Annotated in this window: 19 protein-coding genes; 8 read left to right on the top strand and 11 right to left on the bottom strand. The window is 49.4% G+C overall.

Translation table 11 applies throughout. The annotated features are described in order from the left end of the window. Window positions 1-32: 32 nt before the first annotated feature. The 4 genes from H6F90_RS14100 to H6F90_RS14115 all read right to left on the bottom strand — a co-directional run bounded on the left by H6F90_RS14100 (window position 33) and on the right by H6F90_RS14115 (window position 4681). Complete coding sequence (locus H6F90_RS14100; RefSeq protein ID WP_190553060.1) at window positions 33-923, bottom strand: LD-carboxypeptidase; 891 nt, start codon at window positions 921-923, stop codon at window positions 33-35. Continuing rightward, window positions 920-2023, bottom strand: a complete 1104-nt coding sequence (locus H6F90_RS14105) for a glycosyltransferase family 4 protein (RefSeq protein WP_190553061.1) — start codon at window positions 2021-2023, stop codon at window positions 920-922. The genes H6F90_RS14100 and H6F90_RS14105 overlap by 4 nt, the downstream gene beginning before the upstream one ends. 57 nt (window positions 2024-2080) lie before the next feature. Further along, window positions 2081-3391, bottom strand: a complete 1311-nt coding sequence (locus tag H6F90_RS14110) for a peptidoglycan-binding protein (RefSeq protein ID WP_190553062.1) — start codon at window positions 3389-3391, stop codon at window positions 2081-2083. A 177-nt stretch (window positions 3392-3568) separates the two neighbouring features. After that, window positions 3569-4681, bottom strand: a complete 1113-nt coding sequence (locus H6F90_RS14115; protein ID WP_190553063.1) for a DMT family transporter — start codon at window positions 4679-4681, stop codon at window positions 3569-3571. A gap of 489 nt (window positions 4682-5170) precedes the next feature. On the opposite strand from H6F90_RS14115, the gene sppA reads away from it, so the two are divergent. Together sppA and aroH are read left to right on the top strand one after the other, a co-directional pair. Next, window positions 5171-5992: a signal peptide peptidase SppA gene (gene sppA, locus H6F90_RS14120; protein ID WP_190553064.1), complete on the top strand. Its 822-nt coding sequence runs from the start codon at window positions 5171-5173 to the stop codon at window positions 5990-5992. A 158-nt stretch (window positions 5993-6150) separates the two neighbouring features. Beyond that, window positions 6151-6582 (top strand): chorismate mutase, encoded by a 432-nt coding sequence (gene aroH / locus H6F90_RS14125; RefSeq protein ID WP_190553065.1) that lies wholly within the window; start codon window positions 6151-6153, stop codon window positions 6580-6582. A gap of 82 nt (window positions 6583-6664) precedes the next feature. Here the strand turns inward: aroH and crtR are convergent, their stop codons facing one another. Beyond that, a complete protein-coding gene (gene crtR, locus H6F90_RS14130) occupies window positions 6665-7636 on the bottom strand; it encodes a beta-carotene hydroxylase (protein ID WP_190553066.1) in 972 nt (323 codons plus the stop codon). A gap of 401 nt (window positions 7637-8037) precedes the next feature. Here crtR and H6F90_RS14135 point away from each other — a divergent pair, with 401 nt between their 5' ends. Both H6F90_RS14135 and pyk read left to right on the top strand, forming a co-directional pair. After that, the gene (locus H6F90_RS14135) at window positions 8038-8904 is read left to right on the top strand and encodes a COP23 domain-containing protein (RefSeq protein WP_242024470.1); all 867 of its coding nucleotides are present in this window, start codon (window positions 8038-8040) and stop codon (window positions 8902-8904) included. Between the two features lie 392 nt (window positions 8905-9296). After that, window positions 9297-11078 carry a pyruvate kinase gene (gene pyk / locus H6F90_RS14140; protein WP_190432821.1) on the top strand — a complete coding sequence of 594 codons (1782 nt, stop codon included), beginning with the start codon at window positions 9297-9299 and terminating at the stop codon, window positions 11076-11078. A 71-nt stretch (window positions 11079-11149) separates the two neighbouring features. On the opposite strand, the gene H6F90_RS14145 is transcribed toward pyk, so the two are convergent. Then, the gene (locus H6F90_RS14145) at window positions 11150-11986 is read right to left on the bottom strand and encodes an alpha/beta hydrolase (protein WP_190553067.1); all 837 of its coding nucleotides are present in this window, start codon (window positions 11984-11986) and stop codon (window positions 11150-11152) included. 145 nt (window positions 11987-12131) lie between these two features. Here H6F90_RS14145 and gcvH point away from each other — a divergent pair, with 145 nt between their 5' ends. Together gcvH and gcvP are read left to right on the top strand one after the other, a co-directional pair. Beyond that, entirely contained in the window at window positions 12132-12521 is a 390-nt protein-coding gene (gene gcvH / locus H6F90_RS14150) for a glycine cleavage system protein GcvH (RefSeq protein WP_190432818.1), read from the top strand. 177 nt (window positions 12522-12698) lie between these two features. Next, the gene (gcvP, locus tag H6F90_RS14155; protein WP_370588021.1) at window positions 12699-15746 is read left to right on the top strand and encodes an aminomethyl-transferring glycine dehydrogenase; all 3048 of its coding nucleotides are present in this window, start codon (window positions 12699-12701) and stop codon (window positions 15744-15746) included. 180 nt (window positions 15747-15926) lie between these two features. On the opposite strand, the gene H6F90_RS14160 is transcribed toward gcvP, so the two are convergent. Continuing rightward, on the bottom strand, window positions 15927-17534 hold the full coding sequence (locus H6F90_RS14160; RefSeq protein WP_190553068.1) for a glycosyltransferase family 39 protein: 1608 nt from the start codon (window positions 17532-17534) through the stop codon (window positions 15927-15929). Window positions 17535-17856: 322 nt separating this feature from the next. Here H6F90_RS14160 and H6F90_RS14165 point away from each other — a divergent pair, with 322 nt between their 5' ends. After that, entirely contained in the window at window positions 17857-19497 is a 1641-nt protein-coding gene (locus H6F90_RS14165) for a CTP synthase (protein WP_190553069.1), read from the top strand. Window positions 19498-19537: 40 nt separating this feature from the next. Continuing rightward, entirely contained in the window at window positions 19538-19750 is a 213-nt protein-coding gene (locus H6F90_RS14170) for a hypothetical protein (RefSeq protein WP_190553070.1), read from the top strand. Window positions 19751-19882: 132 nt separating this feature from the next. On the opposite strand, the gene H6F90_RS14175 is transcribed toward H6F90_RS14170, so the two are convergent. The 4 genes from H6F90_RS14175 to trxB form a co-directional block, all read right to left on the bottom strand. Next, the gene (locus H6F90_RS14175) at window positions 19883-20815 is read right to left on the bottom strand and encodes an ROK family protein (RefSeq protein WP_190553071.1); all 933 of its coding nucleotides are present in this window, start codon (window positions 20813-20815) and stop codon (window positions 19883-19885) included. 58 nt (window positions 20816-20873) lie between these two features. Beyond that, on the bottom strand, window positions 20874-21452 hold the full coding sequence (locus H6F90_RS14180; RefSeq protein WP_190553072.1) for a hypothetical protein: 579 nt from the start codon (window positions 21450-21452) through the stop codon (window positions 20874-20876). 40 nt (window positions 21453-21492) lie between these two features. Further along, window positions 21493-22395, bottom strand: a complete 903-nt coding sequence (locus H6F90_RS14185) for an ABC transporter permease (protein ID WP_190553073.1) — start codon at window positions 22393-22395, stop codon at window positions 21493-21495. Between the two features lie 90 nt (window positions 22396-22485). Continuing rightward, window positions 22486-23856: a thioredoxin-disulfide reductase gene (gene trxB / locus H6F90_RS14190; RefSeq protein WP_190553074.1), complete on the bottom strand. Its 1371-nt coding sequence runs from the start codon at window positions 23854-23856 to the stop codon at window positions 22486-22488. Between the last annotated feature and the right edge of the window lie 29 nt (window positions 23857-23885).

The raw sequence follows: 23885 nt of genomic DNA on the forward strand, positions 1-23885 counted from the left end.
AGCTAGCCTCAGTCTTGACTCAAACCCTAACTTTACTCAAACTCTAACTGTCCTTGATCACCGTCTAAGGTGACGAGTCTACCGACTGGCAATGCCGCATTAGGGCCATCGTGACCAAAGGGCAGGTCAGAAACAATGGGAATGTTAAGGTCGCTGAGGCGATCGCGCAACACCTCTTCGACGCTAAAGCTGGGCACATTAGCAGGGGGTTGGCATTGACTAAATCGCCCCAACGCGATTGCCCGCACTGCTTGAAACGCCCCGCTTAAACGCCATTGCGTTAGCATCCGATCAATTCGGTAGGGCGCTTCCGAAACATCCTCAAAGGCTAAGATGACACCTGCCAACTGCGGTTGATGCGGTGTGTGCAGCAAGTGAGTTGCAACCGTTAAATTGGCAGGCAGCAGAATGCCTCTGGCTTGTCCGCCTCCCCAGCCTCGCCCTGATAAAGGAGCGAGGGAATTACGTCCCTCCACCCAGCTAAACAAACGCTCAATAGACCAATCTGGCTCAGCGGCTAAAGTGGTCAACAAAGGGCCATGAACCCCAGAAACTTCTTGCTGGCTTAGACTCCAGAGCAAGCTAGTGATGTCGGAGAAGCCAATCAGCCATTTAGGTGGCGTTGGTGGCCAATGCCAATCTTCTAACAGGCGCGCTCCCCCATACCCCCCTCTGGCGCAGAGAATTCCTTTACAATCCAAATCTTTCAGCGCCGTTTCTAGCTGCTGGCGACGGCTCAGATCATCCCCTGCCAAATATCCCCACCGAGCATCAAAACCAGGGGTGAGTTCTACCTCATAGCCACGCGATCGCCAAATTTCTAGCCCTTGCTGAAAGGCATTCAATTCTCGCAGGGTGCCGCTAGGGGCAATCACCCGCAAGCGATCGCCCGGTTTGAGGAACGGTGGAAGTTGGCAGTTCATGCTGGCCTCAGTGTTATTCCCAGAATGTCTGCAAACCATTCTTCCATGCGATCGCCCATTGCTGCTTGTGAAAACTCTGCCTCAGCTTGTTGGCGACAAGCCGCCCGATCGATTTGGTCAATTTTGGCGATCGCCGCCACTAAACCAGGCACACTATCGGGTTCTACTAGCCAACCCGTCTTGCCATCTTTCACGATTTCCGCTGGCCCACCCCGTCGATAGGCAATCACCGGAACGCCACAGGCTAAAGCCTCGATCGCCACATTGCCAAATGCCTCTACCCAGCGGGGTGTGACTAACAAGGCACGACATTGCCGTAATACTTGCTGCAACTCAATAGTGGGGAGGAAACCCAAGTACTCAACTGGAGCCTTGGGATAGCTTTGACAAAGTTGTTGCCAATAAGCAGCATCTTGCATCGCACCCAATATTTTCAGTGGCATACCTGTCTCCTGAGCCGCCGCGATCGCATCTTCCAAACCTTTTTCGGGGGCAATTCGCCCAACCCACCCTAGCCAAGGCTGGGGTTCTCCACAGAATTGATACAGAGACAAATCAAATCCATTACCCAAACAACGACAGTGGCTTGCAAAGGAAAACGTGGCTGCTTGAGCTTGGCTGTGTACTCCGATCGTGCGAGGAAATTGCCTTGCTATTTGTTCAATAATTTGGTCCATCGCATCAGTAAGCGAACCCATACTCACCAAATGCGCGATCGGACGTGGAAAAAACGGAGTTAAGTAAAAGGGCAGCCAATCGTAGGCAAAATTCACCAACAAGTCGTAATCTGGCGCAACTCGACGAGCATAATCCCACATATTGGCCAGCACTGCTGCACCTGGCATCACGATGGGGTCAGTTCTCAACTGAGTTTGAGCAGTGGTCTGCCACTCTCCGGCAATTTCGATGATTGGCAGCGTCCGCAAGCTAGAACCTGTAGGGGCAAGAATCTGCAACGAGTGGCCCCGGCTCATCAGTTCTTGAGCAATGTTGTGCAACGTTAGCTCAACCCCACCGCCTAAGCCAGACCCTAAAGGCCCCACGGAAGTAGAAACAAACAAAAGTTTGAGTGGACTATCTAGGGAAGTAATTGCACCCATTGAGTATTGATGAGAAGAACAAATTAATCCTGACCAACCACAGGGTCAAGAAAGTTTTTAGGGATCGGAGAGACTCTCAGGTAAGCTTTCTGGTGGACTCACAGAATTTTTCAGCGCTGGGACGTTCTCCACATTCGCAATCGTCTTAATCCGGTTCACTTGATTGAGTGCCCAACGTGCTGTCTCTTGTACTTCTGTATCCGGATCTTCTGTCGCATGACGCAGCAGTTGGCTAATTTGGCCGACCAGATCATAAATCCGGGTGATGTCGCGGATCGCATTTTTCCGTACTTCTGGATTTTCATCTTGCAAGGAAATCGCTAAAGCTCGATTCATCGGCTTCAGGGTCCGTACGCCAATCTCCGACAAGGAAGCCAAAATTAAGCTGCGTTGCTTAGAGTCAGAGTCAATCATTAAGTCGACTAACGGCTGTACTGCCTGAGTATCACCCCGTTGCCCCAGTTCCCAAATGGCCTTCCGCCGCTTAGCAGGATCTGGGCTGCGTAGATCCTTAACTAGTTCATCAACAATATTGATTTTGGCTAGTCGTGTAGTTTCTCGGACAGGCAACGACTCGGAATTAGAGGTTTCACTAAATGCCTCTGACTGCTTGCCATCAACCGCGATCGCTGGAACACTGTGGCCATTGCTGCTCACCTCCACGGCAGGAGTATGAGGATTAGAAACTGACGGCTCTACAGGATTAGTGTCTGCTCCAGGTAAGCTAGGAGTGGAAGAATTACGACTTGCTAAAGTCTTCGGTTGTTTCGACTGGCCGCTCGCCCTTAGCAGTGAATATAAAATTCCAGTTCCAATGGCTGCGATCGCGATTACACCCACCAACCAACCTAACCAACTCCGTTGCGGTCCAGCAGATTTAGCCTCTTGAGCGGGGGTTGGAGTTGGTTTCGGAGCCTCAGTTTTAGCGCTCTGTAACTCTTGTAGGCGAGAGAGCGTGCTTGGACCTGCAACCCCATCTGGACTGAGACCAATTGCTTTTTGAAAATTTAAAACAGCAGTCTCAGTACTCGGGCTGTAAGTTCCATCGGCAGCGCCATCAAAGTAGCCTAAAAGCTTCAGGGTGGTTTGCAACTGTTTCACCGCTGGTCCTTGAGCACCAGGTTGCAGCGTTGTGCCAGGCGTAATGCTGCTAGGCGACGAGCTAGCAGTTGTGGATGCACTGGCTGAAGCACCCTCGATAGGTGGGGATTGGGCTAAGTTAAGTGAGCTGGCGAGTAAGAGAGGGCTAGGAGCCTCAGGTGCAGATGCCCTAGAGCGGACTCCCGTGTAACTCCTTGCTGGCTCAGGGATGACACCGAGGAAAGTGACACAGGTAAGCAGGAGTAAAGTGGAGCGGTAGAGCGTCATAAATAAACCCAAGGCTTAAAGACTACAACCAGGGCAAGCGGCGAGAGTGCGATCGTTGCAAATTAACATAGCGGCTTTGACTCTCATAGGCCTTCAAAAGATTCCTTAGTTTTACGGAATCAAAAAGCCTTCTAAAAACAGAACATGATCTATAAATAACCTGGGTTAGTCGCACTATTACTGCAAAATTTTAGATTCTGCGTCGTTCCTTTGTAGAGGCACCCTCGTAACATTGCTGATATTACCGCCAGATTGAGGTAATAGTTCTACAGTTGGAGCGGCAGTTTCCTCAAGAAGAGACATCGGTTCTGATGCAGTAGTACCCTGAAGCTTCCGGGCGATCGCCTCACGCTGATTGATCAGATAAATGCTAACCAAGGTCAGACCCACCCCAAACCACTGCAAAGGGCTGAGGACTTCTGCCAGAAATAAATTACCAAACAGTAAGGCAAACACAGGTGTCAGAAATGTCAAAGCGCTCAAGCTAGTTAGGCTACCGCTAGAGGCAAAGTAAAAGAACAAGCCATAAGCGATCGCACTACCAAAGACAGTGGAGTAGCTCAATGCCATCCACCCAGAAAAGTCAAGATGCACCCACTGCTCGGACTCCCACAGCGATGAAAACGCAAAAAGTGGCAGACCTCCCAATATCATATGCCACCCAGTAGCTGTGACTGGATCAGCATAGCGAAAGACTAAGCGAGCCATGACGGTGCCTACGGCCATAGACAGAGCCGCTAAAAGCATCAACCATTCGCCATTCTGAAACAGCTGGTGTAATAGTTCTGAGGCTGAAGGTAAGGATGCGATCGCAAAATGCCCTTGCAGTAACCCCCAAATCCATTCATCGGGTAGCCCTAGCAAGCTAATACCCAGCACGCCTAAGCCTAAACCGAGCCAACCCCACAAGCCAATGTGTTCGCCAAACAGCCAACAGGCCAGCAGAGCCACAGCCAACGGTTGAGAGTCAATCATGACTGACCCTAAACCCGCACTGGTTCGGGTCAATCCTTCTGCTAAAAAGCCTTGAAATAAAGCGCCATCCACCAAGGCAAAACTCAGAATTCCTAGCCAAGCCGCCCAACCCCGTGGTTGCGGTCGTCGCATCATCGCTGCGACCACTAAAATCATCATCCCCGCAGGCACCAAGCGCACCCCTGCTAAAAACATAGGGGTAGTCTGCGGAATGACTCCTTTCATCGCTACCATCGCCGTGCCCCAGAGAAAAAAGGGCGCAATCAAGAGGAGTGGTGCTACGGGTAACTTTGATTCAGAGAGTCTTAGGTGCATGCAATAACTCCGGGAAGGACTGGGCGGTGCCAAATACTAAACCTTAGGCCCGCATCCTAATCTCATCTAGGATGCTGAGTGATTGAGAAAACTGAGCTACAGCTTGCAGTACTGCCTTATTAATTGTACTGAGTCGTATAGTTATGTTAAGTAACTTAATTTAAACATACTCGTTTTACTACTGTCTCGTTTTATAAGTGTGGTGCCGAAGTTTGAGCAAACGGCTGATTCTGGGCAACCGATCAGGTTTCTGTATCCAGCAGAGCCCTAGTGTCTCAGCAGTAGCAACCCCAATACTTTCAATCCAATCGTCTAAGAATTAAGGCACACTAGGAGTCAGACCGCTCCAGCTAACAGTGCAATACTTTTAACCTGCTGGTCAGCTTCAGCTCCTTGAGGAAAGCTGAAAACTTGGGCTGTCATACCAGTCTGAGTCGGTCTCCGCCTCAAAATTGACTGACATCATTTCGTACTGGTTCTCAATTACTCATGATTTGGCCTTTCAAGCCTCGGTCTCGAAAACAAATTGCTCGCATTGAAGTCTCAGGGGCGATCGCAGGAGCGACACGCAAGCGAGTTTTAGAAGCTCTCAAAACCGTAGAAGAAAGAGAATTTCCCGCTCTGCTCCTACGAATTGATAGCCCTGGTGGCACTGTCGGAGACTCCCAAGAAATCTACAGCGCCCTCAAACGCCTGAGCGAAAAAATCAAAATTGTTGCCAGCTTCGGCAATATTTCTGCATCAGGTGGCGTTTACATCGGCATGGGCGCAAATTACATTGTCGCCAATCCGGGTACCATCACTGGCAGCATTGGGGTAATTCTGCGGGGCAATAACTTAGAACGTCTTCTAGAAAAAGTAGGCGTTTCCTTCAAAGTAATTAAATCTGGTCCCTACAAAGATATTTTGGCTTTTGACCGAGAGCTGACAGAGCCGGAAGCCCATATTTTGCAATCGTTGATTGACACAAGCTACCTACAGTTTGTGCAGACTGTTGCTGATGCCCGCAAATTAGCGGTGGATACAGTTAAAAGCTTTGCAGATGGGAGAGTTTTCACAGGTGAGCAAGCCCAAGAACTAGGGCTTGTAGATCGCTTAGGCACCGAAGAAGATGCTCGTCGCTGGGCGGCAGAACTTGCAGGTCTCGATCCAGAAAAAACCCGCTGTTATAACTTGGAAGAACGCAAACCCTTCTGGAGTCGTGTTGTTCCTAGTACTAGTCAAACTCGCTCAGGAGTCAGGACTGGTCTCGATTGGATGGAGTTTGAATTGTCTACCAGTGGTCTACCTCTGTGGCTTTACCGACCTTAGCGAACCACTTGCCCACAATTGACAATTTAAAGCCTTGAAAATCCTAGATTTTGTTAACATTGGCTCGCATTGTCAAGATTTTCAGTTATCGTTGCGATCGCTCAGGTTAGATAATCTGAGCCATAAAAATTCAACTTGATGAACCTTAGTTTAATCACATGACGGAGGATGATGGCGTGGAATGGAGAGTTCGGGCAATTCGTGGTGCAACAACTGCCTCAGAAAATACGGCTGAGGCAATTCGAGAAGCAGTCGCTGAGCTGTTAGATGAGCTAGAAGCTCATAATCAACTCGATCCAGAAGAAATTATCAGTGCGACGTTCTCAGTTACCCGCGACTTGGACGCCATCTTTCCGGCTTCAGTAGCGCGTGATCGTCCCCGTTGGCAGAACGTTCCTTTGCTAGATGTGCAACAAATGCACGTTGAAGGCAGTTTAGAGCGTTGCATTCGCTTCCTGATTCATTTCAACACTCCGAATCCACACGTCGAAATCTATCACCCCTATCTGCGTCAAGCCAAGAGCTTAAGACCCGATTGGATCTTGGCTCAAACAGGCTTGGCAGCGCCCGTCGTTAAGTCTCATCGTTAACTAAGTTCAATCACTAAAAAAGGGAGCAGAGTTAAGTCTTGCTCCCTTTTTTAGTGGTTTAAGCCGGGTTTAACTGGACTGGTTAACTGTGAACTTCCAAGCCCTGAGCTACCTCTAAGCTACTGTTGGCTGGGCTAGCTTGGCTTATAGGAGTGTTTACCTCTGAAGACTCCAGCGATCGCGGGCGATGAAAACGAATGCCTAGGAAGACATCGTACACAAAGTGCCAAAAGTCTTTAGTCTCTGATAAACCCAGCGATTGGTGGCAACCCTTAGCGTCTAACAAAGGCTGAGTGGCATAGTAAGCAGGCTGATAGTTGTACCAGGGAATAGAAGGCCACAGATGATGGATCAGATGGTAGTTCTGACCCATAATCAGCAGGTTCAGAATCCGGTTGGGGTAGACTCTAGCGTTCTTCCAGCGATCGCGCTCCTGAAAAGGTCGGTGGGGCAAATAGTCAAAGAATAAGCCCAGAGCTAAGCCTACAACTGCCAGAGGCACAAACCAAAAATTGAAAATGTAGCCCAGAAAGTCGTGCTGGCAGGCTGTGTAAATTAGAGCACCGACGGCTAGGCGAGCGAGAAACCACTCCAATAACTCGGACTTCCGCCATAGCCGACGGCGGAAAAAGAAAATTTCGTGGTACATGAAACGAGCCGCAATAAACCAGAGCGGCCCCCCGGTCGAAACAAAGTGATCGGGGTCGTTGTCTGGATCATTCACATTGGCATGGTGCTGCATGTGCACGCGCGTGAAGACTGGGAAAGAAAAACCCAGCATTAAGGCACTGCCATGTCCCATGACGGCATTGATGATGCGATTGCGATGTGCCACATTGTGGGATGCATCATGAATCACAGTTCCCACCATATGTAGAGCAATGACAGTCATGCTAAAGCAGCACCAGTCAAGCCATTCCCAACACCAGTAACCCAGTATCGACAGGATTTCTATGGCTACCGCTGCCAGGAACATTAGCAGCGTCGGGTTAAATTGACCCGGAGGACCCATTAACTCCTTCGGCACTGTCAGGGGCTTTACTGCCTCCGACATCGTTATCAATACTCCTTGTTGGTCATCCTCGCGTAGTATACGATACGAATGCCTAATAATAAAGTTTTGTGAAACTAGCTCATCTAATCAGAGCTGCGCTAACAGTAGCGTCAAATTAAATAATTTGAGCCAATTTTAGAGTAACAAGAGCAATTTAACCTCAGAAGTTCACGGACGTTGCCTGACAACCTCAGCTTTAAACACTTCAGCAGAAACCCAACTTCAATGAAGCCTCGGTGAAATCACCCTCCTAGGTCGGCGGATCTTCCGATGTAAATGCTAGGTCTGAATGTTATCAGGGTTGTAGGAGTGCTCTGTCGCATCAGGTGCATCAGGACTTTGTTACATCAGGGGTGGTGTTGCGGTGATTAGTTGTCATTCACTCTGAAGAGGCTTTGATTATGGTGTTATTGCAATCTCAAGGTAATTCTCAAGGTCGTTTCAAGCTAACGTTTCTTACTTTTAAGGCTACAAGTTTGGCTACAGGAGCTGTGGTGTTCTTAGGTGGTGGGTTGTTCGCAGGGATGACTGGTAGTGCGATCGCTGCCACACCTACCAGTTCCGGATCAGCATCAAAGGATATTCAAGTACAAACAGAGCCTGAAAATTCGGAGTCCACACCTACGACAAACCCAAGTAGCGGCTCTACTCAAACTAGCGTGGCAAATAGACCCCGCTTTACTTGTGAAATGCTCAACGGCCAGTACACGGTGGTTTATCACCCAGAGAGCCGTCCTAGCGAATCTTATCCCTGGGCGACACCCAGCCAACTAGGCGGTGGTTGGACTCCTCAAGCTCGTTGTCAAGAAATCAGCCGTCGCTTAGAGCTCTACCGTCCTGATGGCCTACAGGAAATGCGAACAGCGGTGGAAAATAACTACAACACAGTTTGTGTTACCACCGAGAAAAATTCAACTTGTCGCATCGTTCTGACAGTCCCGCCAAATCAAGACCCGCTGACGACTCGCGATCGCGTCTTCCAAAACTTGACGATTGCTGACAGCGGCCAACAAACTCAAGCAGCTAATACGTTTGTAGGTAGTAGTCGTGTAGGCAATAGTTCTATAAGCGGCAGTAGCCGAGGGGGTGACAAGCTGGACGAATTGGCGAACTTAGGTGTCTCGCTTCTAGGCAGGCGGCAGGAGCGCTCTAGCAACATCAACTTGCGGCCCTTCCTTGATCCCGCTGATGGTGGAACAGGCAGCAAGCTAGGTCAAGGTATGTCTACTCGCAACAATCCTCGCCTCAATCCAGCCAATTTTCGTTAGGTAAAAATTAAAACAGGGTGGGTTTTGCAAATTAGTATTTTTAGCGCACCGAACAGCTAACCTACTAAACCCGATGGAACGCACCATAAAGACTGAAGGCACCTAAAGATTCTGTCGCTTGCCCTTGCAGGTTTTGCAAAAGGGACTAGCCAAACGTGGTAGTATCCCTGTTGCCGCCTTGCCAAGAGGCAACAGCATTTTTCTCAACCGTTAACTCTTTGCTATCAACGCATGCGACTATTGATAGTTTAGAGTTATTTTCTTGTTGCACCTCACTTCGGGATTTCATTCCATGCCTAGGCTGGAAAGTGCAGCAAGTCACCGCTAAGCCAGTATCCTGAGGACATCAGCGGTAGGGTCTCCTTCAGTCTATTTTTACCTTCTTGGAATCCATGCAACTGCGTAACTCTCCGCGTCGGACAAAAATCGTCGCAACGATTGGCCCCGCCACTAGTAGCCCAGAAGTTCTACGCGCCCTGATTGAAGCGGGTGCAACCACTCTGCGTCTTAACTTTTCTCATGGGACGCATGAAGATCATCAACGCAGCATTCGGCTGATTCGGCAGATTTCTTTTGAGCTGAATCAACCTGTCGGAATTTTGCAAGATCTCCAAGGACCCAAAATTCGTTTAGGCCGCTTTGAAGACGGTTCTATTACTCTCAAGCGTGGCGATCGCTTCACATTGACTAGTCACGCTGTTCCTGGCACCCATGAAATCAGCTCTGTGACGTATGAGCCGCTAGCCGAGGAAGTGCCTGAAGGGGCTACTATTTTGCTCGACGACGGCAAAGTGGAAATGCGAGTCGAGAAAGTAGACCGCGATCGCAAAGAATTGCATTGCGAAGTTGTAGTCGGTGGCGTCCTTTCCAACAACAAGGGCGTTAATTTTCCAGGAGTTTATCTGTCGATCAAGGCATTGACCGATAAAGACCGGAAAGATTTGATGTTTGGGCTTGATCAAGGAGTTGATTGGATCGCCCTCAGTTTTGTCCGCAATCCCCAGGATGTGTTGGAGATCAAAGAATTAATTTCCAACGCAGGTAAGCAAGTCCCGGTAATCGCCAAGATTGAGAAGCACGAAGCCATTGAGCAGATGGAAGATGTTCTTTGCCTCTGTGATGGCGTGATGGTGGCGCGGGGTGATTTGGGCGTAGAGCTACCTGCCGAAGATGTCCCCATTTTGCAAAAGCGGCTGATTGCCACAGCGAATCGGTTGGGTATTCCGGTGATCACCGCTACCCAGATGCTAGACAGCATGGTGAACAATCCACGTCCCACTCGCGCTGAGATTTCGGACGTAGCCAACGCCATTCTGGATGGTACAGATGCCGTTATGTTGTCGAACGAAACCGCAGTTGGTAAGTATGCCATTGAAGCAGTGGCAACGATGGCCCGGATTGCGATTCGTACCGAGCAAGAGCAGATTCGCCGCAACCTCGACAGTGACGGGCGATCGATCCCCAATGCGATTAGCCAAGCAGTTGCTCGCATTGCCGAACAGCTAAATGCCTCTGCGATTATGACGCTGACCAAAACGGGAGCCACAGCTCGCAACGTTTCTAAATTTCGGCCTCATACCCCCATTTTGGCCGTTACCCCTCATGTCGATGTGGCACGACAGTTGCAACTAGTTTGGGGCGTCAAACCCCTGCTAGTTCTGGATTTGCCTTCTACTGGGCAAACCTTCCAGGCCGCGCTCAACGTCGCTCAAGAGAAAGAGCTGCTCTCTGAAGGTAATTTGGTAGTTATGACTGCTGGTACCCTGCAAGGGGTATCTGGTTCCACCGACCTAATTAAGGTGGAAGTGGTAACGGCTGTCTTGGGCAAAGGGATCGGTATTGGTCAAGGCTCAGTTAGTGGGCGGGCACGAGTAGCTCACGCGAGTAATGAAGTCAGCAACTTCAATCCGGGCGACATTTTAGTTACTTCCTGCACCAGTGTTGATTATGTTGAAATGATTCGCAAAGCCGCTGGGATCATCACTGAAGACGATAGTTTGACCAGCCACGCCGCAGTGATTGGTTTACGCTTAGGTGTACCCGTAATTGTCGGAGTTAAGAATGCGACCGAAATTATTCGGGATGGTGCCATCCTGACTCTTGATACCCATCGAGGTTTGGTTTACTCCGGTGCCGTGGGAGCCGCTCAGACTGACTCAGCGATTACGGTCTAACTGGCCCCAAACATTTAAGAATCAGGGCGATCGCTTCTCTTAACTCAGGACTGGGGAGCGATCGCTTTCTCCTACTTGGATGTTGCCTCCGAATTTTTTACTAGTTGAGAAAATGCTTGTAACTGCTGGGCATATCTCGGGCCAGCCACCTCTACTAGGTCGTCATGGTTAGCATCCTCGACCCAAAAACTTTGCTTAGGAGGGCGCGCTGCCTGAAATAGCTGCTCTCCATGCTGAAACGGGATGATTTCATCGGCAGTGCCATGCACAATCAAAATTGGGCATTGGATGCGGCGAATTTTGGCAATATTGGCAAGTTTGTCGAACGGGACAATTGGAACGCGAGTAACCACGCGGAAAGCAGTGACAAAAGAACTTTCCACAATCAAGCCAGCCACAGGTTTACGAGCCGCTAAATCAACGGCAACACCACCTCCAACTGAGCGACCTAAAGCAATAACCCGATTCGCTGGGACTTTGAGCTTTTGGGTCAGATAGGTATAGGCAGCATCGGCATCTTGGTAAGCATGTTGCTCGGAAGGCTGACCTTGGCTGGTGCCATAGCCTCGGTAATCGTAAGCAAACACGGCAAAACCAGCTTCGTGAATCGTGGTCAGCGTTGCCTCAATATCCCCTAAATCTTCGGCGTTGCCATGACTGTAGAGAATGGTGTACTGGGCCTGAGGATTGGGCAGATAAATCGCTGAAATTAAGGCACTATCGGCGGTTTTCAGCTTCAGAGTCGTTTGAGTATCCTGGTAGCTAGTGGGTTGCGGTTGAAAAATTTGGCGATCGGTCAAAAAGAAGGCGTAAAAGCATAGAACCGCATAGATCAACAGGGTGGAGCGGACGAAGCGCTTAACTGAAAACTCACCCAATACCAGCCGTTTGAGTGTTTTTGACTTCATTGAGGACTAACGTGAAGAGATGCAAGACGATAAGACCCGCAGAATAATTCCTACTATGCCCAAATAGACTCCAAGACATTGTCAGAACCGACTAAATCTTGCAAGCTTATTGGAAGTGTAGTGACGTATCCGGTGAGGAATTGGTATGGCCTTTGAATATCCTGATGATCTAAAGTACCTAGACAGCCATGAGTACGTGCGTTTAGATGGCGATATCGCTACGATTGGGATTAGCGCCTTTGCCGTCGATCAACTGGGTGACATTGTATTTCTAGAACTACCTGAGATTGGTGACAAGCTAGTCAAGGGAGAGACCTTTGGTACGGTTGAGTCAGTCAAGGCTGTTGAAGATCTCAATGCGCCGGTGACAGGGACTGTAATTGAGCGCAACACAACAATGGTGGATGCGCCGGAACAAGTTGCAGAAGATCCCTACGGTGAAGGTTGGCTGCTGAAGATTCGGATTGATGAGTCGGAAGAACTAGATGAAGTCCTAACGGCTGAAGAATATCGCCAACAAGTCGAAGGCGCATAATTTATTGGAAGACTTCTGAAGGCTTGGCAGAAGCGATCGCTTCTGGACGCTGCATAGTCAAGTTTGCTGAGCAAGAATAGAAGAGACACAAGCTCACTCTGGTGAAATCAGGGTCAACTATCCATTGCAAACTATTGCAAAATGGTCAGAAATGACCTTCTTGTGTCCCTACGTTCCATGCCAGAGTCTTTCATGTCCGAGCCTTCTACCTACGAGCAAGGTGCAACTGGATTGAGCCATTCTAAATCTGACCCCCTAGCCGCGATCGACCCCGTGACCGTTTCTAAAGCAACCGTAAATGGATCTCAGATGCCAAGAACCAATGGTGGTGCTCACGCGGCTCAGCCTACCCAAATTCAGGGGGGACTACCCCTAACAGACGAATTTGTCGATCGCCATCTTGGCCCCAGCGCGGCGGAAGTGGATCAAATGCTTTCTGAATTGGGTTTTTCTAGCTTAGAAGCCCTGATTGACAAAGCTGTACCCCCAGGAATTCGACTCCAGCAACCGCTGCAACTCGAGGAGGGACGCAGTGAATATGAATTGCTGCAAGAGCTAAAAGCGATCGCCTCAGAAAATCAAGTATTTCGCTCGTTTATTGGCATGGGCTACTACGGCTGCATTACCCCGCCTGTAATTCAGCGCAACATTCTCGAAAATCCCGGCTGGTATACCCAGTACACTCCTTACCAACCGGAAATTGCTCAAGGTCGCCTGGAAGCTCTGCTCAACTTCCAAACGATGGTGATTGACCTAACAGGTATGGAGATTGCTAACGCTTCACTGCTGGATGAAGGCACGGCAGCCGCAGAAGCAATGACGATGAGCTACGGGCTAGCGAAGGGAGATGAGCAGGCATTTTGGGTGTCAGAGGCTTGCCATCCCCAAACTATCGAAGTCGTGAAGACAAGGGCGCGGGCGCTAGGCATTGAAATTTTGGTAGGCAACCATCAAACCTTCGCCTTCGACCAGCCGATTTTTGGGGCACTCCTGCAATACCCTGCCACCGATGGCGCAATTTACGATTACCAGGACTTTGTTCAGCGCGCCCACCAAGCTAAAGCCTTAGTAACTGTCGCAGCGGATCTCCTCAGCTTGACGCTCCTCAAGCCACCAGGAGAATTTGGGGCAGACATTGTGGTGGGGAGTACCCAACGCTTTGGCGTACCTCTGGGTTACGGCGGGCCGCACGCTGCTTACTTCGCTACCAAAGACACTTATAAGCGGCAAATTCCTGGGCGATTGGTAGGGGTTTCCAAGGATGCTCAAGGTCAGCCTGCTTTACGCTTAGCGCTACAAACACGAGAGCAGCACATCCGGCGAGATAAAGCCACCAGCAACATCTGTACGGCCCAGGTGCTGCTGGCAGTCATTGCTAGTATGTACGCTGTTTATCATGGTCCTAGTGGCTTGCAGCGCATTGCTCAACGCATTCATCACTTAACCGTGACTCTGGCAGAAGGATTGAGTCGGTTAGGGTATCAACTGGGTTCAGCACCCTATTTCGATACCTTACGTGTGGATATAGCCGAAAAACGAGCCTTAGACATTGTGGAACGGGCCAGCGCCCATCGAATCAATTTACGTCTGATTGATGTTCATACCATCGGTGTTTCTCTAGATGAGACAACATCAGCCGATGATTTGCTGGCGCTATTCAAAGTTTTTGCAGGCGACCAAACTCCTCACTTCACCCCGGAAGAGTTGGCCATAGAAGCCAAGGTTGAATTCAGCGATCGCTTTGCTCGTACTAGCACCTATCTCGCCCACCCAGTTTTCAGCCAATACCATTCCGAAACTGAGCTGCTGCGCTACATCTATCGCTTGCAAGCCAAGGATTTGTCGCTGACCACAGCCATGATCCCTCTCGGTTCCTGCACGATGAAGCTGAATGCCACGGCAGAAATGATCCCCGTGACTTGGCCTGAGTTTGGTCAGATTCATCCCTTCGCGCCGCTAGAGCAAACCCAGGGCTATCAAACTCTTTTCCAACAGTTGGAGCAATGGTTAGCCGAAATTACAGGCTTCGCACGCATTTCGCTGCAACCCAATGCGGGCTCGCAAGGAGAATATGCGGGGTTACTGGTAATTCGCCAATATCACGAGCAACGCGGCGATTTTCACCGTCATATTTGCTTGATTCCGCAGTCGGCGCATGGCACCAACCCCGCCAGTGCGGTGATGGCAGGGATGAAAGTGGTTCCGGTGGCTTGCGATCGCGATGGCAACATTGATGTAGCTGACCTCAAAGCCAAGGCAGAGCAGCATCAAGAAAACTTAGCTGCGCTCATGGTCACTTACCCCTCCACTCACGGAGTATTTGAAGAATCGATTCGAGAAATCTGCGCGATCGTCCATGCCAGCGGCGGGCAGGTTTATTTGGATGGAGCCAACATGAACGCTCAAGTTGGCCTGTGTCGTCCGGGTGACTATGGGGCCGATGTTTGTCACCTAAACTTGCACAAAACCTTCTGTATTCCCCACGGCGGCGGCGGACCTGGCATGGGACCAATTGGTGTGATGCCGCATTTAGTTCCCTTCTTGCCAGGACATGCGATCGTCCCGATTGGCAGCGAGCAAGGCATTGGGGCGATCGCCTCAGCGCCCTGGGGAAGCCCCAGTATTCTGCCAATTTCTTGGATGTACATTGCCTTGATGGGCGGCACTGGTCTTACCAAAGCGACTCAAGTTGCCATTCTCAATGCCAACTACATTGCCAAACGCTTAGAGCCTTACTACCCAGGACTGTACAAAGGCAAAAACGGCTTGGTGGCTCACGAGTGCATTTTGGATTTGCGGCAGTTCAAGAGAACGGCTGACATTGAAGTTGATGACATTGCCAAACGCTTGATTGATTATGGCTTCCACCCACCGACTGTCTCTTGGCCAGTCCCAGGCACAATCATGGTGGAGCCAACCGAGAGTGAGTCGAAGCAAGAACTCGATCGCTTCTGTGATGCCATGATTGCCATCCGAGCTGAAATTGCCGAAATTGAGGCGGGTCAAGTCGATCGACAAAACAACCTGCTCAAGAATGCCCCTCACACGGCGGCTGCCCTAATGACGGCAGAATGGGACAAACCTTATCCTCGCGAACAAGGCGCTTACCCCACCACTTGGACCCGCGAAAACAAGTTCTGGCCCGCTGTCGCCCGAATTGATAATGCCTACGGCGATCGCAACTTGGTTTGCTCTTGCTTACCAATGGACGCTTACTCAAGTTAAAGAGCTGAGCCTGAATCACAAATTCCCTACAGCGATTGGGATGTAATTCGGTTCACCCTTATTACCAGGGTGAGGAGAGCGGGAGTGAAAGGCTGTCCTAGAAACAGTTACCACTCCCGCTCTTTTTGTTGGAATAACGACAAATTGTACGAAGGCAGAGCAGTATCGCTCCACCTGAGTTCAAATTTTTTCCAATCGCCACAGATCGTTACTTTTATGAATAGACTCCAGCTTGTACTTTTCCTCAAAAATATTCCGTAACTTTTTCGAAGGTTTGAACAGGAACACACTTCTAAAGCCTTCAGGAATACTCAGTAGACGGTTGGGGTCGGATACCAGAGAATTGGAGCTACAAGTGTGGCAAGCAGGTTGGATTCTGAGTCGCACTTCTGGAGCCAGTAAATGGCTCAACGACAGAATTTCCCCAGTTCTAGCGTTGCTAATGACCAGGGGTTGACTAGCTTGATTTAGAATTCTGGCAATCTGCGGATTATGATAGCTAGATCCCTTATTCCACCAAGTTTCCGACTGAGCAATCAGGATACAAGATAGAACCCCACCTGACAGCAACGCGGCCAGCCCTAATCGCCATAATTTCTGCCTCTGCATTGAACCAGTCATAGAACTAGAGACAGAAGTAATTTGAGTCGCAAATAGATGAGCAACTGCTATTTGAATCCCCAAATAACAAGGAATCATGTAACGACTAGTAATCGATCTAAAAGATTGATTGATAAAATCTGGTGCTATTAGAAATACCGCTGTCACACCGATGAGTAGAAGCACAAATAAGAAAGCTTTCCTTGTAGCTTTTTGTCCTAGAAAGTAGATTGAATATAAAATTAAAATCAAAATTGCTGCCATCAGCAAGCGTTTTCCTCGATGAGGAAAGTTGATGTCCACAAAAACAGAACTAATATTAATCGTCCAGCGTTCCAGGAAAAATGATAAGGGTTTTGCTCCGTTTTTCGCTAGTAACTGGGGTAGGCGATCGGCACTGTTAATAACGACAGGTAGCCAAGGCAAAAAAGCCGAAAACCCTAATAAAGAGGCCAGCACATAACCAATTAAATTTTTGCTGAACCGAAATCTTCCAACTATAAATATGTAGAGTCCATGCGCGATCGCCACTAACGCAAAAGATAAATGTGAATAAAACCCAAACGCTACTGTCGCTGCATAAGCTCCCCAACTTCTCCTAGTGCCAACTCGATTCGCCCATAACAAAACTGCGCTTGAGAGTAATGTGGCCACTGTCCATAGACTATACTCTCTCGACTCTTGAGCAAACAATAAGTGAAAAGGTGAGACAGCAATTAATGCAACCGCCATCCAGCCTGTTAAGGGTGACTTAAATAGTTCTAGACACAACCAATAGATTGTAGGAAAAGCCAGTAGACTAACCAGGGCTGGCAAACTTCGTGCTACTGCCAATGAGTCCCCAAATAACTGCATCCAGAATCGTGCCATCACATAGTACAGTGGCACATGTTGAGGGTCTTCTATTGCTAAAGATTTAATCGTGTCGAATAAGCCTTTTTCAGAGTTGGGGCGCTGATACTTTTGTAAATCTTCAGCGCTAACTTCACGGCCATCAGCAAATTGCTGGACGATTTCAGCCTCTGTATATCCAGAAATTCGCAAAGAAGTAAAAGTCTCATCATACCAGTAGACTTTTTGGCCAAGATTAACCAATCTGAAGAAGATGCCGAGTATTAATAAAGTTATGAGAAATAATTTCAGCCACTCAGAAGTTAGGTTCCAATGCCCTTTAAGTGCTGTTCTCATAAATGTTCGTAGTAACAGTAAGCTCTGAAAAAGCTATGCCCAAGAAATAGAATTTCATGGCTTACTACTTAACGTCAGTACTGCTGGATACGGTTTAACTAGTTCGTTCCATAGCAAGCCTAACGGCAACTCATTGGGGTGTGGAGATTTTATCGAGGGTCGAATTACAGGATGAGCGGTTCGGGCGCTGCGATCGCTCCTTTCAGCTTTAGCGCGAAAGCTAGATTGATGTACAAAAAAATACTCCCCTTCCCACGCGGTCTGCCATGCCTGTGGCACAATTGACGGGTGGCTCTCCAGAAGGCTGTGCTCCTAGAATTTTATGACTAAGTTTGTATTCGTGACGGGTGGTGTAGTCTCTAGTATTGGCAAAGGCATCGTGGCAGCGAGCCTGGGTCGATTGCTGAAGTCTCGCGACTACTCCGTTTCCATCCTCAAGTTAGACCCTTATATTAACGTTGACCCTGGCACCATGAGCCCTTTCCAGCATGGTGAGGTGTTTGTGACCGAAGATGGTGCGGAAACCGACTTAGACTTGGGACACTACGAGCGCTTCACAGACACTTCCATGTCTCGCCTCAATAGTGTCACCACTGGTTCTATTTACCAAGCCGTGCTGAATAAAGAGCGCCGGGGTGACTACATGGGCGGCACGGTCCAAGTCATTCCGCACATTACGAACGAGATCAAAGAGCGCATCTTACGAGTTGCAAAAAATACGAATCCGGATGTGGTGATCACGGAGATTGGTGGCACCGTTGGGGATATTGAGTCGCTGCCCTTTCTAGAAGCAATTCGGCAATTTCGGAAAGCCGTGGGACGGCAGAATGTGTTGTACATGCACGTCACGCTGATGCCTTGGATTCCAGCAGCTGGGGAGATGAAAACCAAACCGACGCAACATTCGGTGAAAGAACTCCGCTCGATTGGGATTCAACCGGATATTTTGGTTTGTCGCTGCGATCGCCCCTTACATCCTGGTCTTAAGGACAAGTTATCTGAGTTCTGTGACGTTCCTGTTGAATGTGTCATTACCTCGCCAGATGCCAGAAGCATCTACGAAGTCCCACTGATTTTGGAGCGAGAAGGCTTAGCTCAGCAGGCGCTAGATCTTTTGCATCTAGAACAGCGGCAACCTGACTTAACTCAATGGCAAACCCTAGTCGATCGCTTGTATCGTCCAAGTCAATCGGTCAACATTGCGATCGTGGGTAAATATGTTCGGCTTACCGACGCCTATCTCTCTGTTGTTGAAGCGCTGCGGCATGGCGCGATCGCCCAAGGAGCAGACCTGAATCTACGCTGGATTAACTCCGAGGACATCGAAGCTTACGGAGCCGAAAGCTATCTGCAAGATATTGACGGCATCATTGTCCCCGGTGGCTTTGGAGTACGGGGTGTAGACGGCAAAATCAGTGCCATTCAGTACGCCCGCGAAAAGAAAATTCCCTTCTTTGGCTTGTGTCTAGGGATGCAGTGTTCTGTGATCGAGTGGGCGCGACACACGGCTGGCCTTGAGGATGCGAATAGTGCTGAGTTTGCTCCCAACGCTAAAAACCCCGTGATTAACTTGTTGCCAGAACAGCAAGATGTGGTCGATTTAGGCGGCACAATGCGGCTAGGTTTATATCCTTGCCGCATTGTGCCTAATACGATCGCATTTAGTCTCTATGGCGAAGAAGTGATTTACGAGCGGCATCGCCATCGCTATGAATTCAATAACGCCTACCGTAACTTGTTCTTAGAGACTGGCTATATCATCAGTGGTGCCTCACCCGACGGACGCTTGGTAGAAATTGTGGAACTGCCAGGTCATCCGTTCTTCTTGGCAACTCAATTCCATCCCGAATTTCAGTCGCGCCCCAGTACCCCTCACCCTTTATTTAAGGGATTCATTCAAGCTGCAACTACCTACGCAGGTGAAGCTACGCGATCGCTAGAGCCTAGCCTAAGTCAACCGTAAGCTCCAGACTAAAACCCTTTCAATCTTAGTGAGGAGTGCTGTGGGGTATTGGGTCAAAATTAATTACGAGAGGAACGTTTATGTAGTTGACCTCGAACGTGTCAGTGCCTTTGCTTTTACCCCTAATGGTAGGTTGTCCTTTTACTTGCCAGAAGGGGGAACGCACATGATTTTGAACCAGCAAGGTCATCCCGAAGCTTTTCAGCAAGTCATGGATTACGTGGAAAAATCCACTGGGCACACCTTACCTTAAGTAGTCGTTGACACTTAGCTTTTATGAATGGGTATCACTGGTAGGGGCATCTCTTGTGGGTGCCCTTCGTACGGTGAGCAGGTACAAGACCTACCCCTACAAAAATGCTGTCGCTCAATTGATCCAGAATTGCTAACTGCTAAAAGCACCAATTAACTGCCACGCTAGTTTCGCCGCTCCTACCATCCCAGCGCGATTGCCTAGTTGAGCTTTTAATAACTGCAAGTTCCCCCGAGAACTCGGCAAAACTCGTCGCTGAATTTCCGCTTGGACTGCTGGTAAGAAAAACTCAGCGCTGGCGCTAATTCCGCCACCAATCACTACAGCTTCGGGCGCTAGAACGTAGATCAGGCTGGTTAAGCCCGCTCCCAAATCTCGGCCATATTCTTGCCAAAACGCCAAAGCATCGCGATCGCCTGCCTGCGCTTTCAATCCCAGCTCAATAGGTTCTAGACCAGTTCGCCGCCGAACCGCTTGCACTGAGGCATATTGCTCCAAGGAACCGTGATTGCCACTGTTACAAGCTGGACCGTCTGGCCTTAGAGTAATCAGGCCCAACTCACCCGCAGCCCCCTCTGGGCCTGTAAAGAGTTGACCATTGAAAATAATTGCCCCCCCAACGCCTGTGCCCAGGGTTAGTAAAATTAAGTTCTGAAACTGCTGACCTGCTCCCAACCAAGCTTCTCCCAGCCCAGCGCAATTGGCATCATTGGCAATTACCGTTGGTCGCCCGGTTTTTGCTTCTAGCCAATCTGCTACCGGAATATCTTGCCAACCGGGTAAATTAATTGCAATCCTGGCAATGCGGCCTCGGCGATCGGCAGGCCCTGGGGTTCCGACGCCAATTGCCAAACAAGTCTCATCTGGATCAAGCTGAGCGATCGCCTCAACCATTGCCGCTAAAACAGCCTCTGGATGAGCAGGTTGAGGAGTCGGCACAGTCATGGCTTGCAAACAAGTACCATCATGGCTAAAGCGACCTAGTTTAATCGCCGAACCACCTAAGTCAATGCCTAAGACCTGAGGTGCTAGGGGCTGGGCTGAAACATCGGGTGTTGTCCCCATACTTCTAACTAATGCTGCGGTAACTGACGAGGTGAAGGTCTACGATCGTACAGCGTCCCTAGTCAGCAATGCTAAAGGACTTCCAGAATTGATCAAACTCTTGTGCCGCTTTTTGAGCATTCACAGCTTTCTGCGTCAGTTCGACTTTGGTAATCTTCTTATCAGCGTGTTGCTGCTGCGCCAGCTCTAGTTCTAATTGAGCAATCCGAGCATTCTGCTTCAGAATAGTTCCTTCTACCGCACCCACCCAATTGTGAAAGCCTAAATTCTGAGTTTCCCAATCGGTATTGCCAACCCCAGCAACCTCTGCTTGTCCCAAGTTTTTCTGACTAGTTTCTGTTAGTTGCCGAAAACTCGTCAAAGCTGCGTCGATTTGCTGCATTCTTACTCGTGAGTTCTCGACCGAGAATTTTTGATTGAGGGTCTCCTGAACAGATTCATCAGAATGAGCAGCGCGATTCAGGGAGCGATCGCTAGATACCTCAGCCTGAGCAGCAGGACCAGAGCCAGTCGCAACACTCGCTGCAACACCAGACGAACGCCAGAGTGGACCAGAGTTTGCTCGCAAACTACCACTCACCGCTGCAACCAGCGTGAAGCAAATAGCGGTTATAAACAATGAAGTCTTGAGTGGCATCTGGCATATTCAGCGAGCTGACTAGTTAATCAATACGCGCTTACTCAGCCGCTTTCCGGTTCCAGTTTTCTCGCCGTAGTAACGGGTTGACAAACTCATTCAACCCTTCTCCTAGCAAAGACAACCCCACCACCATTAAAGTCATTGCCATGCCAGGGAAAAAAGCAGTCCACCAAATTCCGGTAGGCAGCGCGTCTAAAGCTTGGCGCAAGTCATGCCCCCACTCTGGCACCTCTTCGGGCAGTCCTAACCCCAAAAACCCCAAACCGCCTAGGGTTAAGATTGCGTCTGCCGCATTCAGCGTAAATAGCACTGGCACACTTTGAATCACATTTAGCAACAAATAACGCGAGAGCACTGTCCAAGTGGAAGCGCCCATTGCTTGAGCCGCTTCAATAAATAATTCCGTTTTCACAGAAACCGTATGGTTTCGCACCACCCGATAGTATTGCGGCACATAAGAAATACTCAGAGCGATCGCCGCATTGAGAACCCCTCGTCCCACCGCAAACGCCAACGTTACTGAAAGCAAAAGCCCTGGCAGCGTATAGATCGTATCCATTAAAAACAGCAGGATGCGATCGAGCCTACCGCCTAGATATCCGCTTACTAGACCTAGCGGCACTCCTATGACTAAGCTCAAAGCAGTCGCTAAGATCACCACTTGCAATGCCGCTTGACTGCCAAATAAGGTTCGAGAAAAAACATCATAGCCTTGGCGAGTCGTGCCAAACCAATGACTCAGGCCAGGCGGTTCGTGAATCGGGTTAATTAAAGAGTCTGTGGGATTCTGGAGCCAGCCCCAAGCCTGAAACATAGGCGAAAGCAGCGCCACCAGAATAAAGAGAATCGTAATTACAAGCCCAACCCCCATCATTCGCATAGAAAGGCTGGGTCGTTCGGCAAATCGGAAACGAGGTAACCAGAGCTTAGTAGAGGCCATAAAATTAGTGAAGCCAGCGATCGCGATAGGCTGATCTAATCTACCAAGCTCAGTTCCCTCTTGCTGATCCGGATTAGTTAGAAGTTGCTACTACAGATTGCTGCTAATCAATTGGCGATATTCGCTCTTCTGTTTCACGCCCTTCAGCTCAGCAACCTTCTCCTTGTCCTTAAAGAACTGAATCGTTGGCGTACCCATGACGCCCGCTGCCTCAGCAATATCTGGGTCTTGCTCCACATCAATCTCGACAAAGTGGATTTTTTCCTCAAACTCATCCACCAGTTTGTTCAAGATGGGTTTCAAGGTGTGGCAAGGTCCACAATTAGGGGAAGCGTATTTTACAACAATTAGGCGATCGCTCTCGTGGTAAAGCTTCCGTAGCGCATACCCCCCTTCGTGCCGAGTTGCATCCACGCTAAATTCAGACTCTTGCTCAGCTTCCGACTTTTTAGTAGCTTGCTCAGCTTCCGGTTTTTCCGATGCTTCTGTTTGGTGAAATTCTTGCACCAAGCCCTGAGTCGATAGCCAACGCTCCGCCAGCATAGCTGCCATACAACCCGTGCCCGCTGCCGTGATCGCTTGTCGATACTCATGATCCTGGACATCACCCGCCGCAAACACACCTTCAATGCTCGTTTCTACAGAACCAGGCTTCGTCACAACGTAACCAATATCATCAAGTTCTAGCTGCCCCTTAAACAAAGACGTATTTGGGGTATGACCGATCGCGTAGAACAAACCACGCACATGCAGTTCACTGGCTTCACCTGTCTTTTTGTTGCGTAGGTGCACCCCTTTCATGTGGTTTTCTTCGCCAAACACATCCAGAATATCCGTGTTCCAGTGAACCGTAATCTTGGAATTTTTCAGCACGCGATCTTGCATAGCCTTACTAGCACGCATCTTTTCACCGCGTACTAATAAATGCACATGCGACCCATACTTGGTCAAATACACAGCCTCTTCTGCCGCCGAATCACCACCACCCACAACAGCCAACTCTGCCGACCGGAAAATTGGCGTTGCTCCATCGCAGATGGCACAAGCAGAAATACCACGGCTCCAAAACTGATGTTCGCAAGGTAATCCCAACCGTTTCGCTGTCGCACCTGTGGCAATTACAATACTGTGCGCCTTCACTTCCCGCTCTTCAGAGCGCACCACAAAAGGACGCTGGCTGAAATCAACCGATACTACGTCCTCAGTCACCAATTCCGCTCCCCAACGCACAGATTGGGCCTTCATCCGGTCCATCAACTGCGGTCCTGTAATGCCTTCCGGAAAGCCAGGGAAGTTTTCCACCTCAGTGGTTGTCATCAACTGCCCACCTGGTAGCCCCCCTGCCTGGAAGCCTTCAAACACAAACGGCTTCAGATTCGCTCTTGCAGCATAAATAGCAGCCGTATATCCCGCAGGGCCAGAGCCAATAATGACCAAATTTTCAACAGTTGGATTTGTCATAGGGTCTAGACAAACTCATAACGACTACA

It is taken from the genome of Trichocoleus sp. FACHB-591 (genome assembly GCF_014695845.1).
Taxonomy (GTDB): Bacteria; Cyanobacteriota; Cyanobacteriia; order FACHB-46; family FACHB-46; genus Trichocoleus.

Coding starts and splice junctions, on each gene's coding strand:
- trxB (WP_190553074.1), bottom strand. CDS start 23,856: ATGACAAATCCAACTGTTGAAAATTTGGTCATTATTGGCTCTGGCCCT.
- gcvP (WP_370588021.1), top strand. CDS start 12,699: ATGCCAGAGTCTTTCATGTCCGAGCCTTCTACCTACGAGCAAGGTGCA.
- H6F90_RS14180 (WP_190553072.1), bottom strand. CDS start 21,452: ATGCCACTCAAGACTTCATTGTTTATAACCGCTATTTGCTTCACGCTG.
- aroH (WP_190553065.1), top strand. CDS start 6,151: ATGACGGAGGATGATGGCGTGGAATGGAGAGTTCGGGCAATTCGTGGT.
- H6F90_RS14135 (WP_242024470.1), top strand. CDS start 8,038: ATGGTGTTATTGCAATCTCAAGGTAATTCTCAAGGTCGTTTCAAGCTA.
- H6F90_RS14105 (WP_190553061.1), bottom strand. CDS start 2,023: ATGGGTGCAATTACTTCCCTAGATAGTCCACTCAAACTTTTGTTTGTT.
- sppA (WP_190553064.1), top strand. CDS start 5,171: ATGATTTGGCCTTTCAAGCCTCGGTCTCGAAAACAAATTGCTCGCATT.
- H6F90_RS14175 (WP_190553071.1), bottom strand. CDS start 20,815: ATGGGGACAACACCCGATGTTTCAGCCCAGCCCCTAGCACCTCAGGTC.
- H6F90_RS14100 (WP_190553060.1), bottom strand. CDS start 923: ATGAACTGCCAACTTCCACCGTTCCTCAAACCGGGCGATCGCTTGCGG.
- H6F90_RS14115 (WP_190553063.1), bottom strand. CDS start 4,681: ATGCACCTAAGACTCTCTGAATCAAAGTTACCCGTAGCACCACTCCTC.
- gcvH (WP_190432818.1), top strand. CDS start 12,132: ATGGCCTTTGAATATCCTGATGATCTAAAGTACCTAGACAGCCATGAG.
- H6F90_RS14110 (WP_190553062.1), bottom strand. CDS start 3,391: ATGACGCTCTACCGCTCCACTTTACTCCTGCTTACCTGTGTCACTTTC.
- H6F90_RS14165 (WP_190553069.1), top strand. CDS start 17,857: ATGACTAAGTTTGTATTCGTGACGGGTGGTGTAGTCTCTAGTATTGGC.
- pyk (WP_190432821.1), top strand. CDS start 9,297: ATGCAACTGCGTAACTCTCCGCGTCGGACAAAAATCGTCGCAACGATT.
- crtR (WP_190553066.1), bottom strand. CDS start 7,636: ATGTCGGAGGCAGTAAAGCCCCTGACAGTGCCGAAGGAGTTAATGGGT.
- H6F90_RS14160 (WP_190553068.1), bottom strand. CDS start 17,534: ATGAGAACAGCACTTAAAGGGCATTGGAACCTAACTTCTGAGTGGCTG.
- H6F90_RS14185 (WP_190553073.1), bottom strand. CDS start 22,395: ATGGCCTCTACTAAGCTCTGGTTACCTCGTTTCCGATTTGCCGAACGA.
- H6F90_RS14145 (WP_190553067.1), bottom strand. CDS start 11,986: ATGAAGTCAAAAACACTCAAACGGCTGGTATTGGGTGAGTTTTCAGTT.